Below are 20,623 nucleotides of genomic sequence, written 5' to 3'. Positions count from 1 at the left end.
CATGAAGGTCATTTTACAGGAGACCATGGACGGGGTCGGCCATTTGGGCGATCTCATTGATGTCAAGGATGGATTTGCGAGAAACTTTCTGCTGCCCCGCAAGAAAGCCGTCGTCGCCAACGACCGGAATATCAAGTCCTTTGAGCATGCCAAGCGCGTGGCGGCCGACCGGGCCAAAAAGGAAAAGCTGGAGATCGAAGCCCACGCGAAGAAACTCTCGACGGTCACGCTGACTGTGGAAGCGCAGGTCGGTAAAGACGACAAGATGTTTGGCTCCGTCACGGTCAAGGACATCGCCGAAGGGTTGGCCGAGCAGGGCTATCAGGTCGACCGCCGGAAGATTCAGTTGCCTCATCCGATCAAGGAACTCGGCAGTTTCACCGTGCCCGTCAAGATGCCGCGCGAGGTGACTGCGGCCGTGACCGTGCGGGTGGTGAAAAGACAGGAAGCCGAACCGGCTTCCGATTCATCGAACTAAATCAACGGGATGCCACGATGTCAATGAAGGATGCCGTCGGTTCGCTGGACGCCTTGCACGCCGCCGATCCGGAAGTTTATGCCGCCATCGACGCCGAGGAGGAACGCCAGCGCCATAAGCTCCTGCTGATCGCGTCGGAAAACTTCGCCAGCCCCGCGGTCTTGGCTGCCCAGGGCTCCCTCATGACCAATAAGTATGCGGAGGGCTACCCGGGCAAGCGCTATTACGGCGGATGCCAGCACGTCGACACCGTGGAAGACCTGGCCATCCAACGGTGCAAGCAGATCTTCGGAGCGGAGCACGTCAACGTCCAGCCCCATTCCGGCTCACAGGCGAACATGGCGGCCTATCTCTCCGTGCTGAAGCCTGGCGACACGATCCTCGGCATGGATCTGGCCCAGGGCGGACACCTGACGCATGGCAGCAAAGTCAATTTTTCGGGCTCGATCTTCCGCGCATTTTCCTACGGCGTAGACCGCCGGACCGAGACCATCGATTACGAGGCGGTCCAGAAACTGGCCGAGGAATGCCGGCCGCGGATGCTCGTGGTCGGGGCCAGCGCCTATGCCCGCACGATCGATTTCCCCCGATTCGCCCAGATCGCCAAGTCGGTCGGCGCATATTTGATGGTCGACATCGCCCACATCGCCGGGCTGATTGCGGCGGGGCTCCATCCAAGTCCGGTTCCCCACGCCGACTTTGTGACCACGACCACCCATAAAACCCTGCGCGGGCCGCGCGGCGGTGTCGTCATGTGCAAGGCCGAGCATGCCAAAGCCGTCGACAAGTTCGTCTTCCCCGGCATGCAGGGCGGCCCCCTCATGCACGTCATCGCGGCGAAAGCCGTCGCGTTCAAGGAAGCGTTGTCGCCGGCCTTCAAGCGGTACCAGCAACAGGTCGTCACGAACGCCAAGGTTATGGCTCAGGGCCTTCTCGACCGGGGATACAGGATCGTGTCCGGCGGAACCGACACGCACCTCATGCTCGTCAATCTCACCAACAAGAACATCACCGGCAAGGAAGCCGACGCGGCCCTGGATGCGGCGGGAATCATCGTCAACAAGAATGCGGTACCGTACGATGAAAAGCCGCCGGCCATCGCCAGCGGGATCCGGCTGGGAACCCCGATCGTCGCCACCCGCGGGATGAAGGAAGCGGAGATGAAGTCGATCGTCGAACTGATCGACACCGTGCTTCAACACCGGGAGGATCCGGCGGCGCTCGAGACCGTCCGCGCCAAGGCCAAGGAACTCTGCAGCCGCTTTCCGATCTTTCACGCCTACTGATTGAACGCACGTGCATTCCGCATCGAACCGACAAGGTCGCCGCCGGTGAAATGCCCGTTCTGTGATGACGTCGAAGACAAAGTGGTCGATTCGCGGATGGCGAAGGAAGGCGAATTGATCCGCCGGCGACGCGAGTGCCTCGGGTGCAAGCGGCGGTTCACCACGTACGAGCGCGTCGACGAAATCCTTCCCGTCGTGGTGAAAAAGGACGGCCGGCGCGAAGCGTTCGACCGGGCCAAAATCCTTTCGGGGCTGAAAAAGGCCTGCGAAAAGCGACCGATCAGCACCGTGACGATCGAATCGGTCACCGACCGCATCGAAAAACGCATACAAGAGATGGGGGAAACGGAGATCGAAAGCCGGATCGTCGGCGAAGAGTTGATGAAGGAGCTGCACCAATTGGACCAGGTCGCCTACGTCCGATTCGCCTCCGTCTACCGGGAGTTCAAAGACATCGACCAGTTCATGGATGAACTGAGAACGTTGGCTCAACAACGCCGCGAGCGGTGACAGGTCGCCCCACTCCGCGCCGCCCATTCACCCATCCCGCCGATTGTCGTCCGACGAACGGAGCATCTTAACGTTATCGCGAGGCTGTCCGATGCCCATGGCTCAAGCCAAGTCGTCTCACGTGCGGCGCAAATCGGGCTCGATGCCCGGATCCACGCACGTGGCCATTATCGGCGCCGGGCGCGGCGGCACGGCCCTGATGGAGATTTTCGCGAACGACCCCCTGGTCGAGATCGTGGCTGTCGCGGAAACGAACTCCGCCGCCCCCGGCTTGGGTCTTGCCAAGCGCCTGAAAATTCCCATTACGCGCGACTACCGCCTGCTGCTCAATCTGGACCGCGTCGATCTGATCATCGACGTGTCCGGCAGTCCGGAAGTCTGGAAGGTCCTCCAGGACTTCCACCGCATGGGCGTGACCATTCTCGGAGGCGCCAGCGCCAAGTTCATGTGGGAGCTGATCGAAGCCCGCATCCGTGCCACGGGCGAAATCGAAAAGACGCTCAACAAATACCAATCGCTTTACCGCCTGTACGTCAAGGAAACCGGCGCGGCCGTCACCGAAGAACGTACGCGGATCGCGTGCGAAATCCACGACGGACTGGTCCAAAGCCTGGCCGGCGTAAATTTCAAGCTGGAACTGTCCCAGCAACTGCTCAGAAAGAACCCCAAGGCGAGCCTGGCGACTCTGCGCGAAAGCAAACAGCAGCTCAAGCTTGCAATCCAGGAGGCGCGGCAGGTCATCTTCAATTTGCGCCCGCTCCAATACGACAAGATGGAGCTGATCCCGGGTCTGACGAACTACCTGAAGTCCTATCAAACGCAATCCCGGGTCAAAACCGAATTCACGGTGTCCGGCGACGAACAGATTCTCTTTCCCCGCACGAAGATCTTTCTCTTCCGGATCGTGCAAGAAGCCCTGAGCAACGTCGCCCAACATGCGAAAGCCAGTCGCGTGTCGGTGCGCCTCGAGATCGACTTTGATAAACTGACGGTCACCATTGCGGACAACGGCGTCGGATTTGACATGGAACAGGTCCTGCACAACCCCGAAAAATGGGACCACTTCGGCATTCGCGGCATCGTCGAACGGGCGCGGCTCGTCGGAGGGGAGGCCACCATTCAGTCGAAGAAGGGGCGTGGGACGACGATCGTCGTGGAAGTGCCGCTCGGCAAGAAGGAGACTCCGGACGATGGAGAAAATTAAGGTTCTGATCGCAGACGACCACCGTGTGGTGCGCGAAGGGCTCGCCGCCATTCTCAAGACCAAGGACGACATCCAGGTCGTAGGTGAAGCCCAGGACGGCATGGAAGCCGTCGAAAAAACCAGGACGCTCCTGCCCGACGTCATCCTCATGGACGTGAGCATGCCCCGGATGGGCGGCGTGGAGGCGACCCGCCAGGTCAAGCGCGAGTTCCCGCACATCGGCATCGTGGCGCTCACGATGTACGAGGAGCAGCAGTACATCTTCGACCTCGTCCGCGCCGGCGCGACGGGATACCTGTTGAAGGACTCCGAGTCCTCTCAGATCGTCGCCGCCATCCGCGCCATTTACCGTGGCGAATCACTGATCCACCCTTCCGTCGCCAGCAAGATCCTGGCGGAGTTTTCCCTGATGGCGCAGAAAAAGGGGAAGAAGCCGGCGTGGGTCGAACATGATCTGACCGAGCGCGAAATCACCGTCCTGCGCCTCGTGGCGGACGGCAAGACCAACAAGGAAATCGCCAACAGTCTGGATCTCAGCGAGAAGACCGTGAAGAACCATGTGCGCAACATCTTCCATAAGCTGCAGGTGTATGACCGCACGCAAGCAGCCATTCTTGCCATCCGAAAAGGACTCATCGAGTTGGATCCACGCCCGTGACATCTGCGGTTCTCCGAGATGGCCTCCCTCGGAGAACCGCAGACGACTTGAGACATCCCTCCGGACCTCTATCGGATTCATCGGGGCCTGATCCGACCCGCTCCCGTCAGTTCAAGCCGGACGCTCCTCTCCTTCCTGACCTCTTTTCCACACCCCTCTTCTGAGACGTCGAGACACACCTGCAGATCGCCGGACCACGCCTCGCTCAACGAGCGAATCTGCACCGTACGCACTGTGCGAAGAGATACGGCCGACGGATATCCTCCGATCGGTCGTTCGCGGTGCGAGGCAATCGCGATGGACGATTCCTCGGCTGCGCCAAGACTTTTGAATCGGATGTCTCCTTCCCTGTCCCATGTTCTCAGGGACCGAAAATTGCTCCCACATCGATCAAGAGAGCCGACCTCTTCCCGCTCTCCCTCTTCCGCCGGATCGCACCTGCACCGCTAGGGGAGATCGCTCCGTGGCGCACTTTCCAATCGTTCCTTCGCCTGCCGACTCCCGAATCAAGAGATCACTGCCGCCTGGCCGTCGGGCAGGGCTGTCAGGCCTTCGCAACGCGGCTGCCCTTCACACGCGAGGAAACCCCATGAGAACACGGAGCTCTGATTATTGCGTCCCATTCTGCTGTGCCTTGATGCTCTCGGTCGTGTCATGCACGAGGGCGGGCGAGCCGCTGGCTCTCGATTCTCACGATCCGTCTCATGACGGGCGATCCATCGCGGTCTATCACGCCAATGAAGCCATGACATTCAGCAGGAAGGCGGAGAACGTGGCCGATCAGGCGACGGTGTATACGCGTTTATTCGGTCCGGGATCCGAATGGGTCGTCGGAGCCACCCTCTTGGCCCAATACTACGAGGAAGAAGCCAAGGAGAAAGCACGGGCGGCTCGCCGGTACCGTGACGGGTACAATCGCCGGACGACGCACGGTGAGGTGCACGACTAGTCGAGCGCGGTCCGTGGAACAGAAATGGAGGCCCCGATGTCGATCGCCTCACGTCCAATCCTTGTCTTGGCTCTGACTCTTTCCGCAGCCTCCGGGGCGGGAGGATGCGCGGGAACGACCGTTCAACCTGGCGAGCGCGGGCTGTTCTGGCATCCATTCACAGAGGGGCTGTCAACAGAACCCTTGCGAGACGGGTTCTATTGGCGGGCGGTCTGGAATTCCGTCTATGTCTATGACGTTCGCTGGCAGAGCTACACGGAAACGGTTGATGCGCTCAGTTCCGATGATCTCTTGGTGGAACTGAAGACCGCCGTCATCATGCGGCCGATCCCGCAAGAGGTCTATTTTCTGGCCCATGAAATCGGCACGGACTTCTACCCGCGGGTCGTCAAGCCTGAATTGTTGGCGGCCGTTCGCAGCGTGGTGTCCGGTTACGCGATGGTGCATGTCCCTGAAAAAAGCGCGGAAATTGCAAGCAAAGTTCAGGCGGTGGTCGTCGAGAAACTGAGCGGTCGGCATCTGGAGATTGCCAGTGTGGCGTTGGCGGACATCGAATTGGCCAAGGTCGTCCTGGATGCCGTTGAACGCAAACAGGCGAAAGAGCAGGAGAAGGAACAAAAGGAATTCGAACTCGTGATCGCCGAAAAGGACGCGGAGATCGCCCGCAGACGCGCAAGGGGAGAGGGAGATGCCGTTCGTATTCGGTCGGAAGGAGAAGCCGAAGGGCTTCGTATTCGCGCACTCGGCCAGGCCCAGGCGCAGGACACGATCACGAAAACTCTGACGCCGGAGTATCTCCAGTACAAGTTGTACGACAGTCCCAACGCCAAACTGGTCTTGCTGCCTGACAAATTGAACGTGCCGGTTCTCGTGAGTCCAGGATTAGATCAGCCGCATTCACTCTCTCAAGGGGAGGTCCCTTCCCGTTAAGCAAGGGGCCGAAACGATTCATCGAGCAGGACTTCTTCGATGGTGTTCCCTATTCCTCGGGGACACCGCGAGCGCGGATTCAACGCAATAGGAGGAGACAGTCATGGATGGCTATGGCAAGCGCGTTCTCATCGTCGACGACAATGACGACACCAGCGAGATACTTGCGGGTCTTCTCGGACGGGCCGGCTATAACGTTCATTTCGCCGCCGATGGCCTCTACGCATTGGAAGAAATGAATAAACGTCACTTGGACGCGGTGATCTCCAATGATCGGTTACCGAGGATGGACGGCCGTGAGTTTCTTCTCTTGAGTCAGGCCACCTGGCCTGACACACCGGTCATTATGCTTTCCAACGAAACAGACGGTGTCGAACGTCAGATGATTGAGTTGGGAGCCTTCGCATGGGTACGGACTCCTTATGACCATCACGTCATTCTCAGCGTGCTGCTGTCTGCGGTGCGTCAACCGCTGGACACCCACCGGGAGCCAGCGGCCGCCCGCATGCCCGGCTAGGACACGTGCCGGGAGGGTGCTCCACGATCCAGCCATAGCCGGACCCTTGAGATCCCAAGCTCCCTCCTCCCGGTCTTCGGCACGGCATCCCGACAATCCACGCCGGTTCCTCCATCCAGACTGATGGGATTCTGAATGCCGAGCCAGCGCGGACCGTCCGCTTTTCGACACCGTGCCGTCATTCCTGGCCGATGCCCCGGGATCGATCCGTCCTCGCGAGATCGCGCGAATCTCATTCGTTTGTGTTCCGTCCTCACGATGCCACTCGGGCATTTCCCAGTCGTTTGAACCCTCGGAAATGCGCCATAGTCAATGAAGACGTGGGCTCTTCTCACAGTGCAAGAATCCCAGGGACCGGGGCGGGGAATACCGTGTCGCTTCGTTTGAAACCCATTCGAGAACAGGTCATCGTCATCACCGGAGCCACCAGCGGGATCGGTTTGGTCACCGCTCGGCTTGCCGCAAGTCGATGCGGGCGGCTGATCCTCACCGGCAGGAATGAAGCAGCCCTTCGGGAACTCTCCCAGGAGATTCAGGGTAATGAGTCACATGGAGGAGTGGCCCATTTCGTGCCGGCGGACGTCGCGGATGAAGCGGCGTTGCGTCGAGTGGCCGACGAGGCCATCCGCCGCCACGGGCGGATCGATACCTGGATCAACTGCGCCGGCGTTTCGACCTACGGCCGGCTCATGGATGTCCCGGTCGCGGACCAGCGTCGAGTGTTCGACACGAACTTCTGGGGCGTCGTGCACGGCTCGCGCATCGCCGTGGAGCAGCTTCGCACGCACGGAGGTGCCCTGATCAATATCGGCAGCGCCGTTTCGGACCGGGCCATTCCGCTTCAGGGTCCCTATTGCGCCAGCAAACACGCCGTCAAAGCTTATACCGATGCTTTGCGAATGGAGATCGAGCACGACGGCTTGCCGATTTCCGTCACGCTCGTCAAACCCTGTTCGGTCGATACACCATTTGCGGATCACGCCAGAAATTACCTGACCAGCCAACCCCAAAATCCTCCGCCGCTCTATGCGCCGGAAGTCGTGGCCCAGACCATTCTGTCCTGCGCCGAACGGCCGGTCCGAGACGTATTTGTCGGGGTCGAAGGAAAACTGCTTGCCATGATGGAACATGCGTTTCCACGGTTGACGGATAAAATCATGGAACGGTCGTTCTTTCGCGCCCAACACACCCGGCGGCCCGCCCGCCGCACAAGGCAAGACAGTCTGTATCGCACTCCTGCCGACGCTGAGTTGAAGGAACGTGCCCGCGGGAGGGTTGGCGTTTCGGCATCCAGCTTCTATACGGAGGCGTCTCTGCGCCCTTTTGTCACCGGTGCCATGATTGCGGCCGCCGGAATCACGGCCGCGGCGCTGTTCGGAAGGGGAGGTTCCTCGTCGCGCCATACCGGCATTCTTCCACACACCTTTGAGAGGCCATGATGAAACTGCGTCGTTCTCAGTTTCTGATCGGGTTCGTCACCGCATTCCTCGTCGTGCTCACGATCTGGGCCTGCGTCTCGGACCGCAACAGTCTGGCTCAGCCGACATCGCCGGACGGGAAACCCGGTTCCACCCCCTCCATCGATGCGGCTAAGAAAAAGGGATTCGACGGGGTGGACTTTTCCTATGATCCATTCGGGGCCCCGCCGGGCCAAGATGCAGTCCTGAGCGCCGAGCAGGTCATGAAGAAGGACGTGTCGGAAAAACCGGCGGTCATGAAACGGCAACAGCAGCTCTTGCAAGACAGATATGACATGGCTTGTCGTTCCGCGTCGGGAGCCGTCATGACCAAAGGCAAGTCCCAACCGGTCGGCCCCGCCGTAAAGCTGCCGTCCGGCACAACCTGGGAGCAACTAGCGCAATTGACACCCGAGGAGATCAAAAAGAAGAGTGGGTTCCCGCGAGGTTTCGACCGCTTGCCTCACGTCAAACATGCCGTCGGCGGCATGGTGTTTCCCTCCATGCAGATCAAAGACTTTCCAAGGCTAGAGCGCTTCGACGTCGATTTCGACTTGCCGGACTGTTTTCTTCCGGAATTTCCTCCTCCCATTTTTCTCACGACCCATCCCGAGCTCGGAGACGTATCGCAAGGCGAAGTATTGAGCGCCGAGAATTTCGACCGCCTATTCCGCGGGCTCATCACCCCCGTGCAGCTGGACGGGCTGAGAATGCTGGTGACGCAATTTCCGCAAGAAGAGTTCAATGCCACCCATGACCGCAAGACCGCCAAACCCAGTCTCGGGGTCGCCTGCCTCGATTGCCATGTCAATTTCCATACCACCGGGCAGTTCCATTTGAATCCCGACACCAGACCGCAACTCGACCGGCTGCGGCTGGATACGACCAGCCTGCGGGGAATGTACAACCAACAGATTCACGGATCCAAACGTTCGCTCCGCTCGGTGGAAGATTTCACGGAATTCGAACAGCGCACGGCCTATTTCAATGGAGATTCAATACGGGCGATGAAAAAAGGCATCAATATGATCGATCGCCTGCAGGTCGCCCACATGGCGCAAATGCAGAGCATGATCGATTTTCCTCCGGCGCCACACCTTGATCCCATGACCGGCCGGTTGGATCGCGCCAAAGCGACGCAGATGGAAATCCGAGGGGAAGAGCTGTTTTTCGGCAAGGCCAAATGCGTCGCCTGTCATGCTCCTCCCTCTTATACGGACCATCAGATGCATGACTTGCAGCTCGAGCGGTTCGGAGCCATGGGAGACGGTCCCATCAAAACGTTCGTCCTCCGCGGTATCAAGGATTCTCCGCCCTATTTCCATGACGGCCGGCTACCGACGCTGGAGGATACGGTCGAGTTTTTCAACCTCGTCGGCGGTTTGAAATTGGAAGCGGAGGATAAAAAGGCGCTGACGGCCTTCCTGCGCGCGTTGTAAATCCGACGCGGCGGCAGCAGCCATCGTTGAGCGATCGGGACTCTGAGGCGAAAGGGGGCCATGCATGTCGGACAGCTCGGTACTCAGTCAGATCGAAACACTGGTTTTGCAACAGCATCTCATGCAGGGGAAAGAATCCCTTTCGGAAGACGAGTTTCTGAGGTTGCGACGCATTCAAGTCGAAATCGATCAGTGCTGGGATTTGTTGCGTCAACGCCGCGCGCTTCGCTCTGTCGGTCAAGACCCCGACAGAGCCCAGGTCCGTCCGGCCGAAATCGTCGCGAAGTATCGCCCCTAAGAACGCCATGGGCGCAAGAGGAGGAGACGTTATGAAGATTGTTCATTCTGCCTTCGTGTTCACCATCGGTTTCACGGTCGGCCTCAGTGCCGCGACGACCATGGCAGCCGATCTGCAACCGGATTCACCAACGACCGGGGCCGGAACCGTTCAGAGCGGTTCTCGCGAACAGGTCATCAGCCAGCAAACGGAGACCAACCTGGCCGGCAATCGCCTGGTCACCGGGCGCGTCAAGGAAATCCGAGGCAATCAAATGGAAGTGGATATCGGCAATCCAAAGTCGCTGTACATTCCACTGAAGCCGGCGGCGGACAAGGGGCAAACGTTCAAACCGGGCGACATCATCATCATCACCTTGAACGACAATAACGCCCTCGTCGACTACCATCGTCCAGGGGAAACATCGCATCATCAGGTTATCGAAGGGAAACTGCAGACCCCACTGACCGTCGGGCTGGACAAAGCCGTGATCGTCACGCCCGAAGGAACGAAGACCTTCGTCGTGGCCGAACGGGCGAAAAGCACGCTGGCTTCGATTCCCATCGGAGTGTCTGCCGTCTTCCTGGCCGATGAGACGGGACAACTGGTGGATGCCCAGCCCGGCGGCCTATCCGCCGCAGCCGACGCTGCGAAAAGCCATCGGGCGCCCATAAAAGGAGCCCACGAGCAATTGCGCGCCGTGTTTCGAGGGGCCGGTCCTGAAGGCCGGCTGAAGATCTCGGAGGGCGGCAGAGAACGGGAAGTACAATTCCGTCCTCCGCTGGAAAAACTGGACCGGATCAAGCCCGGTCAGGAAGTCGTGCTGTTGCTGGACGAACAAGGCTATGTGCTCGAAATTGCCACACCCGACGTGATCCCGGTGCGATGACAATCATGAGAGCACAACCGGGCCACAGGAGAAAACCGGTTCGGGACGTCGCGATGAAATGCCGTCGAAACGCCCCGGCGGGACAATCCAAGACGGCAGCGGAGAAGCTCGAAGAAGAAGTTCAGGAATTCAATAAACACATTGCTAATCCCAAGGAACGAACACGGGTCATACCGAGCAGCCCTTGCTGAACCTGGAGCCAACCCAGGAGTTTGCAGTCATTTCTGATCGTTACCTGTACCTGTGCGGCGCCGTCCCTGAATGGAGACGGCGCCGCGTTGCATGGAAAGGAGTCCATCATGCCGCACTTCCCTCCCTATCGCGTGAAGTCCTTCAACCTGCACGGCTTACAAGGCATCTCGGACAAAACCGTCGACCTCCACCTCTCGCTCTATGAAGGGTATGTCAAGGCGACAAATGCCTTACAAGGGCGTATCGCCGAATTTCTCAAGGACGGATCGGTAGACCAGGAAGAAATGCCGGCCTATTCCGAACTGACGCGCCGCCTCGGCTTCGAGTACAACGGCATGGTCCTCCACGAGCATTATTTTGAGAACCTCAGTTCCCAAGCCTCTCTGAAGCCGGAGGGCTCATCCGCCTTTCGCCGACGAGCGGAGGCCTCGTTCGACAGCTTTGATCGCTGGCAAGCGGATTTCTCCAGCGTTGGAAAGATGAGAGGGGTCGGCTGGGCCATCTGTTTCCAGGATCCGGAGAGCGGTCGACTGACGAACCATTGGGTGACCCTGCACGAGCATGGCAACGTGGCCGGCTTTGCGCCCGTCCTCGTCATGGACGTCTGGGAACATGCCTATCTCTTGGATTATGCCCCGTCCCAACGGGCGCAATATATCGATGCCTTCTTCTCCAACATCAATTGGCGCATTGTGGATCGTCGGGTGGAGGATACGGAGCGACTTCGCAAGCGCGCCGCATGACATTGGCGGTGAGGAATACGGGAAGAAGGGGAGACCCGGAAAACGGGTGGCGTGTCTAGCCGCTCACGCGCTAGACCGCCAATTCTCCGGCTGGTTGGGGACGGTACACGCCGGCCAACCGCCGGAATTGCCGGCTGGACAAGGCCGCCGCGCAGGCGGTGACAAGCAGAACGAGACCAATCCCCAACAAACTCACATGGGGTCCCATCGTATCGGCGGCCCATCCAAACCCGGCCATCCCGGCCATGGCCGAGGCCATAGACCCGGTGCTGAACGTCGTGAAGACACGCCCCAATAACGGAGCAGGCGTGACTTCCTGCAGCACGCCCCAGACGATCGGCATGAACAAGGCAGTGCTGCCGCCAATGATCAGAATCAGGGCGCCAGCGACCAACGGAGCAGTCAACACACTAAGTCCGCACATGGCAAGACCACCGACCACCATCGAACGGAAGATGAGGGTGAACCGGCGGGTCAGATCACCTTGGGCAAGGGAGGCCAGCCAGGTCGATGTCGCCAGCATTCCCGCTCCCAGCGCGGACCATAGGATACCCAGTTCCAACGCTCCCGCGCTCAGGTTCTGTTCCGCAAAAACCGGCAACATAAAGGCGAAGGCGCTCGCGGCCAGGCTATAAAGCGCGGCGGCCAGCATCAGGACCAGCATGGATTGATCGAAGCAGACGAAGCGAATTCCGGCCATTAACTCCTGCTTCCAACTGCCACGGGCGGACTCATCTGCAGCCATCTCTTTAGGCATGGGCCGGAGACGGATGCCGACGAGGCACAGCGCCGACACGAAAAACGTCGCGGCATTCACGTACAAGACGTTCTGCGAACCGACCAGGGCGATACCGATGCCGCTGATCAGAGGACCGATGAGCAAACCCACGTTCGTGGTGGTTTGGAGCAATGCATTGGCGGACGTCAGTTGGTCGCGCCGAACGATTTGCGGAACCGAGGAAGACAGGGCGGGGCCGAACACCGTCGACACGATGGCCAGCAGAAATACGGCCACGTACAATCGCTCGAGGGACAACTCGCCGATCGCATAGAGCACGGGGATCATCAGCACGAGGAACGTGCGAGCCAAATCCACCTTGATCATCACGGACTTCTTATCCACTCGATCGAGATAGACCCCGATCAGAGGACCCAACACCAGGGGGGGAATCGTTTGCAAAAGGCCGATCACGACCATTTTCATAGCCGAACCGGTCAATTGATAGACGAACCAGAGCAGCGCCACCCGATTCAAGCTATCGCCGACTTGGGATGTCATCTGTCCCCAGAACAAGAGGGCGAAATTCCGGGTCTTCAGCAAGCCCCAGCCGGAGGTGCCTGAGGGCTCTTCGGAAACATCTGGGCGGTCATTTGGAAGTGCGCGCGTCATGATAGGTTCAAGTCCTGGGTGTATGGTCGATATCGGTCAGAGTATTGATCGCGTTATCTGCCCGGATGAAATGCACAGACCTTGCCTCAAAGTTGTCCTGGAGATCAAGAGGGATTGCGTTCTATCCTGGGGGGTTAGCGTGGCGATTCGCCATGAAGCTCAAGACTATTTCGCCTCATGAGGACAATTTGTCTGACCAATCCGCTGCAGCTCTCCGAGGACCTGGACCTTTCCCTAGAGGTCCAAGCATACAAACCTCCAGTTAAGACTGACAGGTATCCCCTTCACCTTCAACCGGTTGCTGGACGACATAGGCTAGGGACCGTTCAGTCATCCGGCCCAGGAAATGCCCGGTCCAGAGTCCGGTACCGACCATGACCAGACCAATGACACTGATGCTGATCGGCACGCCGTACTCGCCTGTGACCCACCCGAAAAAGGTAATCCCTCCCATCGCCGCGCCCATCGCCCCCATCGTATAGAACCCCAGGACACGGCCCAACAGTTGCGCCGGCGTCACCTCCTGCAGCACCCCCCACGCAACGGGCGTGAGAACTCCGAGCCCGCCTCCCAGAAGGATGAGCAGACCGGCCGCCGCGGCCGGGCGGCTGGCCCAGACCAAGCCCAGCAGCGCGACGCCGCTTGCCGCACTCGCCATGGCGATGATCTTGAGGCGGCGCTTGACGCTCCAAGCGCTGATCGTGGTAAGCACCACGGAGACGCTCAGCAGACCGATACCGAGCATCGACCAGAGATACCCGACTTCAACGGGACCAAGGTCCAGAAGTTTTCTCGCAAACACCGGAAACAGCGTCGTGAACGCGGCCGTCGCAAAGGTATACAACGAGGCGGTCGCGGTGAGGAACAGCACCAGGGGCCGGCCTCTGACCACGTAATAAAACCCTTCCACGACGTCACGCCAGGTTGACGCAAGCGATTGGGACGCGCCGCTTGAAACGGACGGAGCGAACCGAATGGGTATGAAACAGGCCGCGGAGATGACGTACGTGGCGGCATTGAGGCACAAGACTTCCTGGGAACTCAACGCCGCGATGCCCAATCCGCTCAATGCCGGTCCCATGATGATCCCCAAGCTTGTCGTGACCTGCAGCAGGGCATTTGCGGATGTGTATTGAGCGGGGGCGACCAGCGAAGGAATGGAGGCCGTCAATGCCGGACCGAACACGGCGGTCGCCATGGCGTGCAGGGTCACCAGCACGTACAACGCCGAAACCGTAAAGGTATCGACCGGCATCCAGCAGGGAATCAGGCCGATGACGAGCGCCCGCACGAGATCCGACAGAATCAGCAGCGTCTTCTTCGGAAGCCGATCCACGGCGACGCCGATGAGCGGGGCCAATACGATGGCCGGCACCGTTTGCAGCAATCCAATGATGCTGGTTTTCAGCGGCGAGCCGGTGACGGAATAGACGAACCACACCAACGCCAGCTTGGAGATGCCGTCTCCGACCTGCGAGACGACCTGCCCCCACCACACCAGACTGAAATCGTGACTGAGCAGCCAGCGTCGCGGAACGCCTTGAATTGTGAGAGGGGCCGGACGGTCCTGCACTGACACGGTCCCCCATGCAAGGTTGAGGTGAGATTCCTATTGGAGCCGCTACTCTTTTGCGATGATCTGCACGCCGGAAGTATTGACCGCCCGAACGCCGGGAATGTGCCTGGCCGCCTCCGCCGCTTCCAGGGCGATGACCTGAAATCGGGTCTTGCCGCTCAACAGCACGACGCCGTTCTCCGCTTTCACGTCGAATCCCACGGCCTTCAGGGTTTCGCTGCGCGCCAACCGGTCTCGAACGAGATGGGCGATGGTTTCATCCTGCTTCTTGGACAGGGTGGCCCGGAGAGCGGGGGAAGGCGTCAACTTATTGACCACTGAGTCGACGCCGTCGATCTTCTTCACGATCTCCGCCGCCCGGGTCTTCTCTTCCTCCGTCGGCACGTTGCCGCTCAGCACGGCTTTGCGATTGTCCACCTCCACTTCAATATCGAACGGAAAGAGCAGCGGGTCGCCCATCAGCGCCAGTTTGATGGTCAAGTTGAGCGAGGTGACCGGTTTTTTCCCGGATTCCTCTGTTTTGGCTTGCGCCGGCTCTTCTGGTTTGGCCTTCTCTTCGACCTTGGCCTTTTCCTCGACTTTGGCCTTTTCCTCACTCTTTGTCTTGTCTTCGGCCTTGACCTTATCCTCCGCTTTTCCTTTTTCCTCGGTCTTGGCCTTCTCTTCCGTTTTCGGCTTCTCGTCGATCTTCGCTTTTTCCTCTGACTTTCCTCTGTCTTCGCTCCGCCCCTTGTCCTCGGCCTTGACCTTCTCGTCAGATTTACCCTTGTCTTCAACCCTGGGTTTTTCTTCCTTGGCTTTCTCTTCGGCCGCAGGTTTGGCCCCTGCGTCGGGCTTGGCCTCTGAGTCCGGTTTCTTCTTTGATTCCGGGGCTGCCCCGGAATCCTTGGACCGATCGTCGTTGTTGTCGGACGCGTCGAGACGCGCGACATCCCAAGACAGAACCAGAAAACACAGGAATGCGAGCCAACCTACGGCTCCCGCTTTTCGGATGATCCCCGACAACGCACCCAAATGCCGACTCCTGCCGATTACATTCACAGCGTTCACCGGCCGCGAAATCATCTTTGCCGCCTCATTCCGTAATTGCCTACCCGGTGACTCCCTAGGCATACCTCACCTTTCAGACATCCATACCACAGATCGAGGAGGATCGACAGCCCCCTGCCATGCAACCGACGATACATCGGGCGCACGCGACGCTGTGGCGACTGGCCAGGGTATTTCCCAGTTAGGGGAGTGGGAGGCGCTTGCTATGGTGCGAATGGCTTCCGGCGCAACCATGCGGCGGAACATCAGCGAACATAAATGGAACATCACTCATGAAATCGACGCGCGTGTTAGGGATGATCATGGCCGGCGGGAAAGGCTCACGATTGCTTCCCTTGACGGAAGTGCGGAGCAAACCGGCTGTCCCGTTCGGCGGGACCTATCGAATCGTGGATTTTGTCCTTAGCAATTTCGTCAACTCCGGCATCACGGCGCTCCACGTCCTGGTCCAATACCGGTCGCAATCGTTGATCGAACACCTGCGCAACGCGTGGCAGATCGGCGGCAGGAGCAAGGACAATTTCGTCAGCGTCGTCCCGCCGCAGATGCGGGCGCGCGAAGGATGGTACGAGGGCACGGCAGACGCCATTTATCAGAATCTCAATCTCATCGCGGATTTTCGACCGGACATCATCGCGGTATTCGGCGCAGACCACATTTACCGGATGGATATCGGCCAGATGGTGCGCCGGCACCTGGAAACGGAGGCCGACGTGACGGTCGCCGTACTGCCCGTCCCGGTCAAGGAGGCAACCGGCTTCGGCATCGTTGAAACCGAGGAAAGCGGACGAGTGGTCGGATTCCAGGAAAAGCCGGCACATCCCAAACCCATGCCGACCCGCAGCGACTACGCGCTCTCCTCCATGGGCAATTATCTTTTTAATACCGAGACCCTGGTCCCACTGCTGAAGCGCGACGCATCCCGTCAAGGCCCTCACGACTTCGGTCGCAACATCGTACCGGACCTGCTCGCCAACTATGTGGTCCATGCCTATGACCTGTCGTGCAACGACATCCCGGGACTTCGTCCGTACGAAGAGCATGCGTATTGGCGGGACGTCGGCACTCTGGACGCCTACTGGCAAGCGAACATGGACCTGCTTGGCGAGACGCCGATTCTGGACTTGCGCAATGCCGATTGGCCGATCGTCTCGGGCCGGTACGACGGCCCGCTGCCTTCGTTGATTCGCAGCCGCATCGACGATTCGATGATCGGACAATCCAGTCAATGCGTCGACGCTGAAATCCGGCGGTCCGTCATCGGGCGTGGAGTTCGGATCGAACGCGGCGCGCGGATCGAGGAGTGTGTCCTCCTCGACGACGTGCACGTGGGCCCGCACACCCGGCTTCGCCGCGTCATCGCCGACCGGGGCGCCGTGATTCCCGGACAGACCCGCCTCGGATACGAACGGGAGCGGGACGCCGCGCACTTCCACGTATCGGAATCCGGGCTGGTCGTGGTGCCGCACCCCTCGATCGACATGGAACCAGGCTCCCTTCGCCGGGCCTCCTGACCATCGACGTGACGCCATGTCGCCGTCTATTTCTTCACCCCTGCCGTTGGCCACCTACCGGCTGCAATTGCACCGCAGTTTCACCTTTGCGCAAGCCGCCGACATTCTGCCCTATCTGAATGCGCTCGGTATCACCGACTGCTACCTTTCTCCGGTCAACCGCGCCATGCCGGGCAGCGAACACGGCTACGACGTCATCAACCATGCAGTCTTGAACCCCGAACTCGGCACCGAGGAGGACTTCAGCCGGTTCGTGGATGCCCTCCGATCGCAGGGCCTGAACCTCGTGATCGATACGGTTCCCAATCACATGGGCATCGGCAAGACGCTGAACGGCTGGTGGCGCGACGTGCTGGAGAACGGCCCGGGATCCCGCTATGCCGCCGCCTTCGACATCGACTGGCATCCCACCAAACGCGAACTGGAGAACAAAGTCTTGCTGCCCATCCTGGGCGATCAATACGGAGCGGTCCTCGAGCGACAGGACATTCACGTCGCGTACGACGAAGGCGCCTTCCTGCTTCGCTACGGCGACCACGAATTGCCCCTGGCGCCGAAAACCTGGGTGAGTCTGCTGTCGCACCAACTGGACAAGCTGACCCGCGAAGGCGAACAGGACATGCCGGTGATGGAGCTGCGGAGCATCGTGACGGCGCTGAAGAATCTCCCGGCGCCGGATGTGCGCGATCCGGAGCTGATCGAGGAGCGGGGCCGTGAGAAGGAAGTCATCAAGAAACGGCTCGCCGCGCTATTGGGGGACAATCCGCTGGTGCGCGCGTTCGTGATGGACAATCTGCGTCTCTTCAACGGGGAGCGGGACCGCGCGGACAGCTTCGATCTCTTGGACAGCCTGCTGAACGAACAAGCCTATCGTCTCGCGTCGTGGAGGGTGGCGTCCGAAGAAATCAATTACCGGCGTTTCTTCGACATCAACGAATTGGCGGCCATCCGCGTGGAAGATGAGGCGGTGTTCCAGGAGGCGCACCAGCTGTTGCTGCGCCTCATCCGGCAGGGAATCGCCCGGGGATGCCGCATCGATCACGTCGACGGTCTGTACGATCCGGAGCGCTACCTCCGGCAGCTGCGTGACCTGACACAGCAGGGCGGCGGCGATCCCGGCGCGTCTCCCTTCTACATCATCGTCGAGAAAATCCTGGGCCGGGATGAATCGTTGCCGGAGACCTGGCCGATTCAAGGAACGACCGGGTACGAATTTCTCAATGACGTCAACGGCCTGTTCGTTGCCGCCGATCACAAACGCCTGTTCACGGAGATCTACGCCAGGGTGGTCGGCCATGATGACACCTATGCGGATCTGGTCTATGCAGGCAAGCAGCTGATCATGCAGGTATCGATGTCCAGCGAGCTCAATGTACTGGGCCATCAGCTCAATGTGCTGTCCGAGCGGGACCGCCGGTCACGGGACTTCACTCTGAACAGCCTGACGCACGCCATACGGGAGATCATCGCCTGCTTTCCGGTCTATCGCACGTATATCACCGACGGACCGGAGCCGGTGTCGGACCGCGACCGCGCCTATATTCATATGGCGGTCGCCAGGGCGAAGCGGCGCAACCCGGCGATCGACGGCCAGGTCTTCGATTTCATCCGTTCGCTGCTCCTCAAGCAGGGAGACGCCAGGACACCGGAGGACCGTGAAGAACAGATGCGGTTCGTCATGAAATTTCAACAGACCACCAGCCCGGTCACCGCCAAGGGGGTCGAGGACACGGTGTACTACCGCTATCACCGGCTCATTTCGCTCAACGAAGTCGGCGGCGATCCCGATCGGTTCGGCTTGTCGGTCGACGAATTCCACCGGCGCATGAGGGACCGGCAGACCCGCTGGCCGCACGGCCTGTCGGCGTCGTCCACCCACGACACCAAACGGAGCGAAGACGTGCGCGCGCGCATCAACGTGTTGTCCGAGCTGCCCCAGGAGTGGAAGACGCGGATCGGTCGATGGAGCAGGCTGAACCGCTCGCATCGACGGGAAATCGACGGGGAACGGCTGCCGGACCGCAACGACGAATATCTGCTCTATCAGACGCTGATCGGCGCATGGCCGCTCGAGCCCTTGACCGACGAGGCCTATCGGAATTTCTGCGACCGCATCCAGCGCTACATGCATAAGGCCGTGCACGAAGCGAAGATTCACAGCAGCTGGATCAATCCCAGCCCGACCTATGACCAGGCGCTGCACGACTTCATCCACACGGTACTGGACCGTGTCCCGGCCAATCGCTTCCTCGAAGATTTCCTGCCGTTCCAAGAGCGGGTGGCCCGGTACGGGCTCTACAACTCGATTGCGCAGGTCCTGCTCAAAGTCACCGCCCCCGGGATTCCTGACGTGTATCAAGGCGCCGAATTGTGGAATTTTCACCTCGTCGACCCGGACAACCGCGGCCCCGTGGATTACGTCGCGAGAGCCGCGGCGCTCGAGGAACTCCGCGTCACGATCGACCGAGCCGGCCCGGACCGCGCGGCCTTTGTGCGGTCGCTTTTCGAACAGCCGGAAGACGGACGGGTGAAGTTACTGGCGCTGATGCTCGGATTGGACCAGCGTCGGCGTCATCCCGAGCTGTTCCAGCAGGGCGATTACCTTCCTCTGGAATGCGGCGGCAGCAAGAAACAGCATCTCTGCGCCTTCGCTCGGGTGCGAGACCGACAGGCCGTCATGACCGTCGTGCCCCGCCTGGTCGCCACATTGGCTCCCGACGAGAAACGGCTCCCGGTAGGCACGTCCATCTGGGAAGATAGCTGGGTGACCGTGCCGCCGTGGCCGACGCTCGGCGAGTACCGCCACGTTCTGACCGGCGAAATCTTTACCGCAGAGTCGGTGAACGGCCGACGGGTCCTTCCGTTGAGTCAGGTATTTGGCCATTGCCCCGTGGCTCTGTTGGAACGGCTGTCCTGAACGTCCGGCAAGCCGCGCGGCAAAACGCCTATAGCGCAATACCCTCCTCCTTCTCCTCTTCTCTCATCCCTCGCTAGGGAGGCTCCCAGTTGGTGTGCACGGATCATGATTGCTAAGGTCGATTCCGATAGTCGGACGACCCGAAAGGGAAGGTTGTTCACCATGCAGGTAAAAAAACGGGAAGACGCCTTGGCGTTGCTGCTACGGGACCACGAGCGGGCTCGCACACTATACGAGGCGTTTGAAACCGCCGGCGGGGACGATCGCTACTTCATCGCGAGCCGCATCTTACGGATCCTGGAACTACATGGCCAGATGGAGAACGAGCTGTTTTATCCGGTCCTGGCAGCGCACATGTCGACCGCCGACCCCGGAGCCAAGGCTCTTGCGTCCGCCGCCAGGGACCACGAACAGTTACACAAGCGTATCGAGCAGGTCAGGGACGTGCTGGCGCACGACGAGGAATTCCAGGCCGAGATCGACCGGCTGATGGCCGACGTGTCCCGCCACTTCGAAGAAGAAGAGCAGCGCATCTTTCCGCTGGCGCGCACGTTGCTCAGCGCCGCCGAGCTCATGCAAGTGGCGGACGATATCCATCGGATGAAAGAAGAGGATCCGAGACGCGCGGCTTAGCCACCTGCCGCTCC

Annotated in this window: 19 protein-coding genes; 16 read left to right on the top strand and 3 right to left on the bottom strand. The window is 60.0% G+C overall.

Going from position 1 to position 20,623, the window contains the following annotated elements; translation table 11 throughout:
* Position 1: 1 nt before the first annotated feature.
* The 13 genes from rplI to NSJP_RS05530 all read left to right on the top strand — a co-directional run bounded on the left by rplI (position 2) and on the right by NSJP_RS05530 (position 11,529).
* A complete protein-coding gene (gene rplI / locus NSJP_RS05595) occupies positions 2-478 on the top strand; it encodes a 50S ribosomal protein L9 (protein ID WP_080885938.1) in 477 nt (158 codons plus the stop codon).
* Positions 479-522: 44 nt separating this feature from the next.
* The gene (locus tag NSJP_RS05590; RefSeq protein ID WP_407938651.1) at positions 523-1,764 is read left to right on the top strand and encodes a serine hydroxymethyltransferase; all 1,242 of its coding nucleotides are present in this window, start codon (positions 523-525) and stop codon (positions 1,762-1,764) included.
* A gap of 45 nt (positions 1,765-1,809) precedes the next feature.
* Positions 1,810-2,274 carry a transcriptional regulator NrdR gene (nrdR, locus tag NSJP_RS05585; protein WP_080885936.1) on the top strand — a complete coding sequence of 155 codons (465 nt, stop codon included), beginning with the start codon at positions 1,810-1,812 and terminating at the stop codon, positions 2,272-2,274.
* A 97-nt stretch (positions 2,275-2,371) separates the two neighbouring features.
* Positions 2,372-3,478, top strand: coding sequence for a sensor histidine kinase (locus NSJP_RS05580; protein WP_172834188.1), 1,107 nt, complete (start codon positions 2,372-2,374; stop codon positions 3,476-3,478).
* Complete coding sequence (locus tag NSJP_RS05575) at positions 3,465-4,136, top strand: response regulator transcription factor (protein WP_080885934.1); 672 nt, start codon at positions 3,465-3,467, stop codon at positions 4,134-4,136. The genes NSJP_RS05580 and NSJP_RS05575 overlap by 14 nt, the downstream gene beginning before the upstream one ends.
* 589 nt (positions 4,137-4,725) lie before the next feature.
* Positions 4,726-5,085 carry a hypothetical protein gene (locus NSJP_RS05570; protein WP_080885933.1) on the top strand — a complete coding sequence of 120 codons (360 nt, stop codon included), beginning with the start codon at positions 4,726-4,728 and terminating at the stop codon, positions 5,083-5,085.
* A 36-nt stretch (positions 5,086-5,121) separates the two neighbouring features.
* Entirely contained in the window at positions 5,122-6,015 is an 894-nt protein-coding gene (locus NSJP_RS05565) for a prohibitin family protein (protein WP_172834187.1), read from the top strand.
* A 103-nt stretch (positions 6,016-6,118) separates the two neighbouring features.
* The gene (locus NSJP_RS05560) at positions 6,119-6,532 is read left to right on the top strand and encodes a response regulator (protein ID WP_080885931.1); all 414 of its coding nucleotides are present in this window, start codon (positions 6,119-6,121) and stop codon (positions 6,530-6,532) included.
* A gap of 371 nt (positions 6,533-6,903) precedes the next feature.
* Positions 6,904-7,971, top strand: a complete 1,068-nt coding sequence (locus NSJP_RS05550; protein WP_080885929.1) for an SDR family oxidoreductase — start codon at positions 6,904-6,906, stop codon at positions 7,969-7,971.
* On the top strand, positions 7,968-9,428 hold the full coding sequence (locus NSJP_RS05545) for a cytochrome B6 (RefSeq protein WP_155969908.1): 1,461 nt from the start codon (positions 7,968-7,970) through the stop codon (positions 9,426-9,428). The genes NSJP_RS05550 and NSJP_RS05545 overlap by 4 nt, the downstream gene beginning before the upstream one ends.
* Before the next feature lie 64 nt (positions 9,429-9,492).
* The gene (locus NSJP_RS05540; protein WP_080885927.1) at positions 9,493-9,726 is read left to right on the top strand and encodes a DUF2630 family protein; all 234 of its coding nucleotides are present in this window, start codon (positions 9,493-9,495) and stop codon (positions 9,724-9,726) included.
* Positions 9,727-9,757: 31 nt separating this feature from the next.
* The gene (locus NSJP_RS05535; RefSeq protein WP_080885926.1) at positions 9,758-10,594 is read left to right on the top strand and encodes a hypothetical protein; all 837 of its coding nucleotides are present in this window, start codon (positions 9,758-9,760) and stop codon (positions 10,592-10,594) included.
* Between the two features lie 299 nt (positions 10,595-10,893).
* On the top strand, positions 10,894-11,529 hold the full coding sequence (locus tag NSJP_RS05530; protein WP_080885925.1) for a superoxide dismutase: 636 nt from the start codon (positions 10,894-10,896) through the stop codon (positions 11,527-11,529).
* Positions 11,530-11,599: 70 nt separating this feature from the next.
* On the opposite strand, the gene NSJP_RS05525 is transcribed toward NSJP_RS05530, so the two are convergent.
* The 3 genes from NSJP_RS05525 to NSJP_RS05515 all read right to left on the bottom strand — a co-directional run bounded on the left by NSJP_RS05525 (position 11,600) and on the right by NSJP_RS05515 (position 15,509).
* Positions 11,600-12,919 carry an MFS transporter gene (locus NSJP_RS05525; protein ID WP_080885924.1) on the bottom strand — a complete coding sequence of 440 codons (1,320 nt, stop codon included), beginning with the start codon at positions 12,917-12,919 and terminating at the stop codon, positions 11,600-11,602.
* Positions 12,920-13,181: 262 nt separating this feature from the next.
* A complete protein-coding gene (locus tag NSJP_RS05520) occupies positions 13,182-14,492 on the bottom strand; it encodes an MFS transporter (protein WP_080885923.1) in 1,311 nt (436 codons plus the stop codon).
* Between the two features lie 48 nt (positions 14,493-14,540).
* Positions 14,541-15,509, bottom strand: coding sequence for a BON domain-containing protein (locus NSJP_RS05515; RefSeq protein WP_172834186.1), 969 nt, complete (start codon positions 15,507-15,509; stop codon positions 14,541-14,543).
* A gap of 308 nt (positions 15,510-15,817) precedes the next feature.
* Between NSJP_RS05515 and NSJP_RS05510 the strand changes: the two genes are divergently transcribed.
* From NSJP_RS05510 to NSJP_RS05500, 3 genes are all read left to right on the top strand, one after another.
* Positions 15,818-17,059 (top strand): glucose-1-phosphate adenylyltransferase, encoded by a 1,242-nt coding sequence (locus tag NSJP_RS05510; RefSeq protein ID WP_080885921.1) that lies wholly within the window; start codon positions 15,818-15,820, stop codon positions 17,057-17,059.
* Positions 17,060-17,075: 16 nt separating this feature from the next.
* A complete protein-coding gene (gene treY, locus NSJP_RS05505; protein WP_080885920.1) occupies positions 17,076-19,976 on the top strand; it encodes a malto-oligosyltrehalose synthase in 2,901 nt (966 codons plus the stop codon).
* Positions 19,977-20,138: 162 nt separating this feature from the next.
* Positions 20,139-20,609, top strand: coding sequence for a hemerythrin domain-containing protein (locus NSJP_RS05500; RefSeq protein ID WP_172834185.1), 471 nt, complete (start codon positions 20,139-20,141; stop codon positions 20,607-20,609).
* Positions 20,610-20,623: the final 14 nt, after the last annotated feature.

The sequence above is a fragment of the Nitrospira japonica genome, from assembly GCF_900169565.1.
In the GTDB taxonomy this organism is placed as follows: Bacteria; Nitrospirota; Nitrospiria; order Nitrospirales; family Nitrospiraceae; genus Nitrospira_C; species Nitrospira_C japonica_A.
Note: the sequence above shows the minus strand (reverse complement) of the source record. Positions and strands in the feature narration are given on the sequence as shown.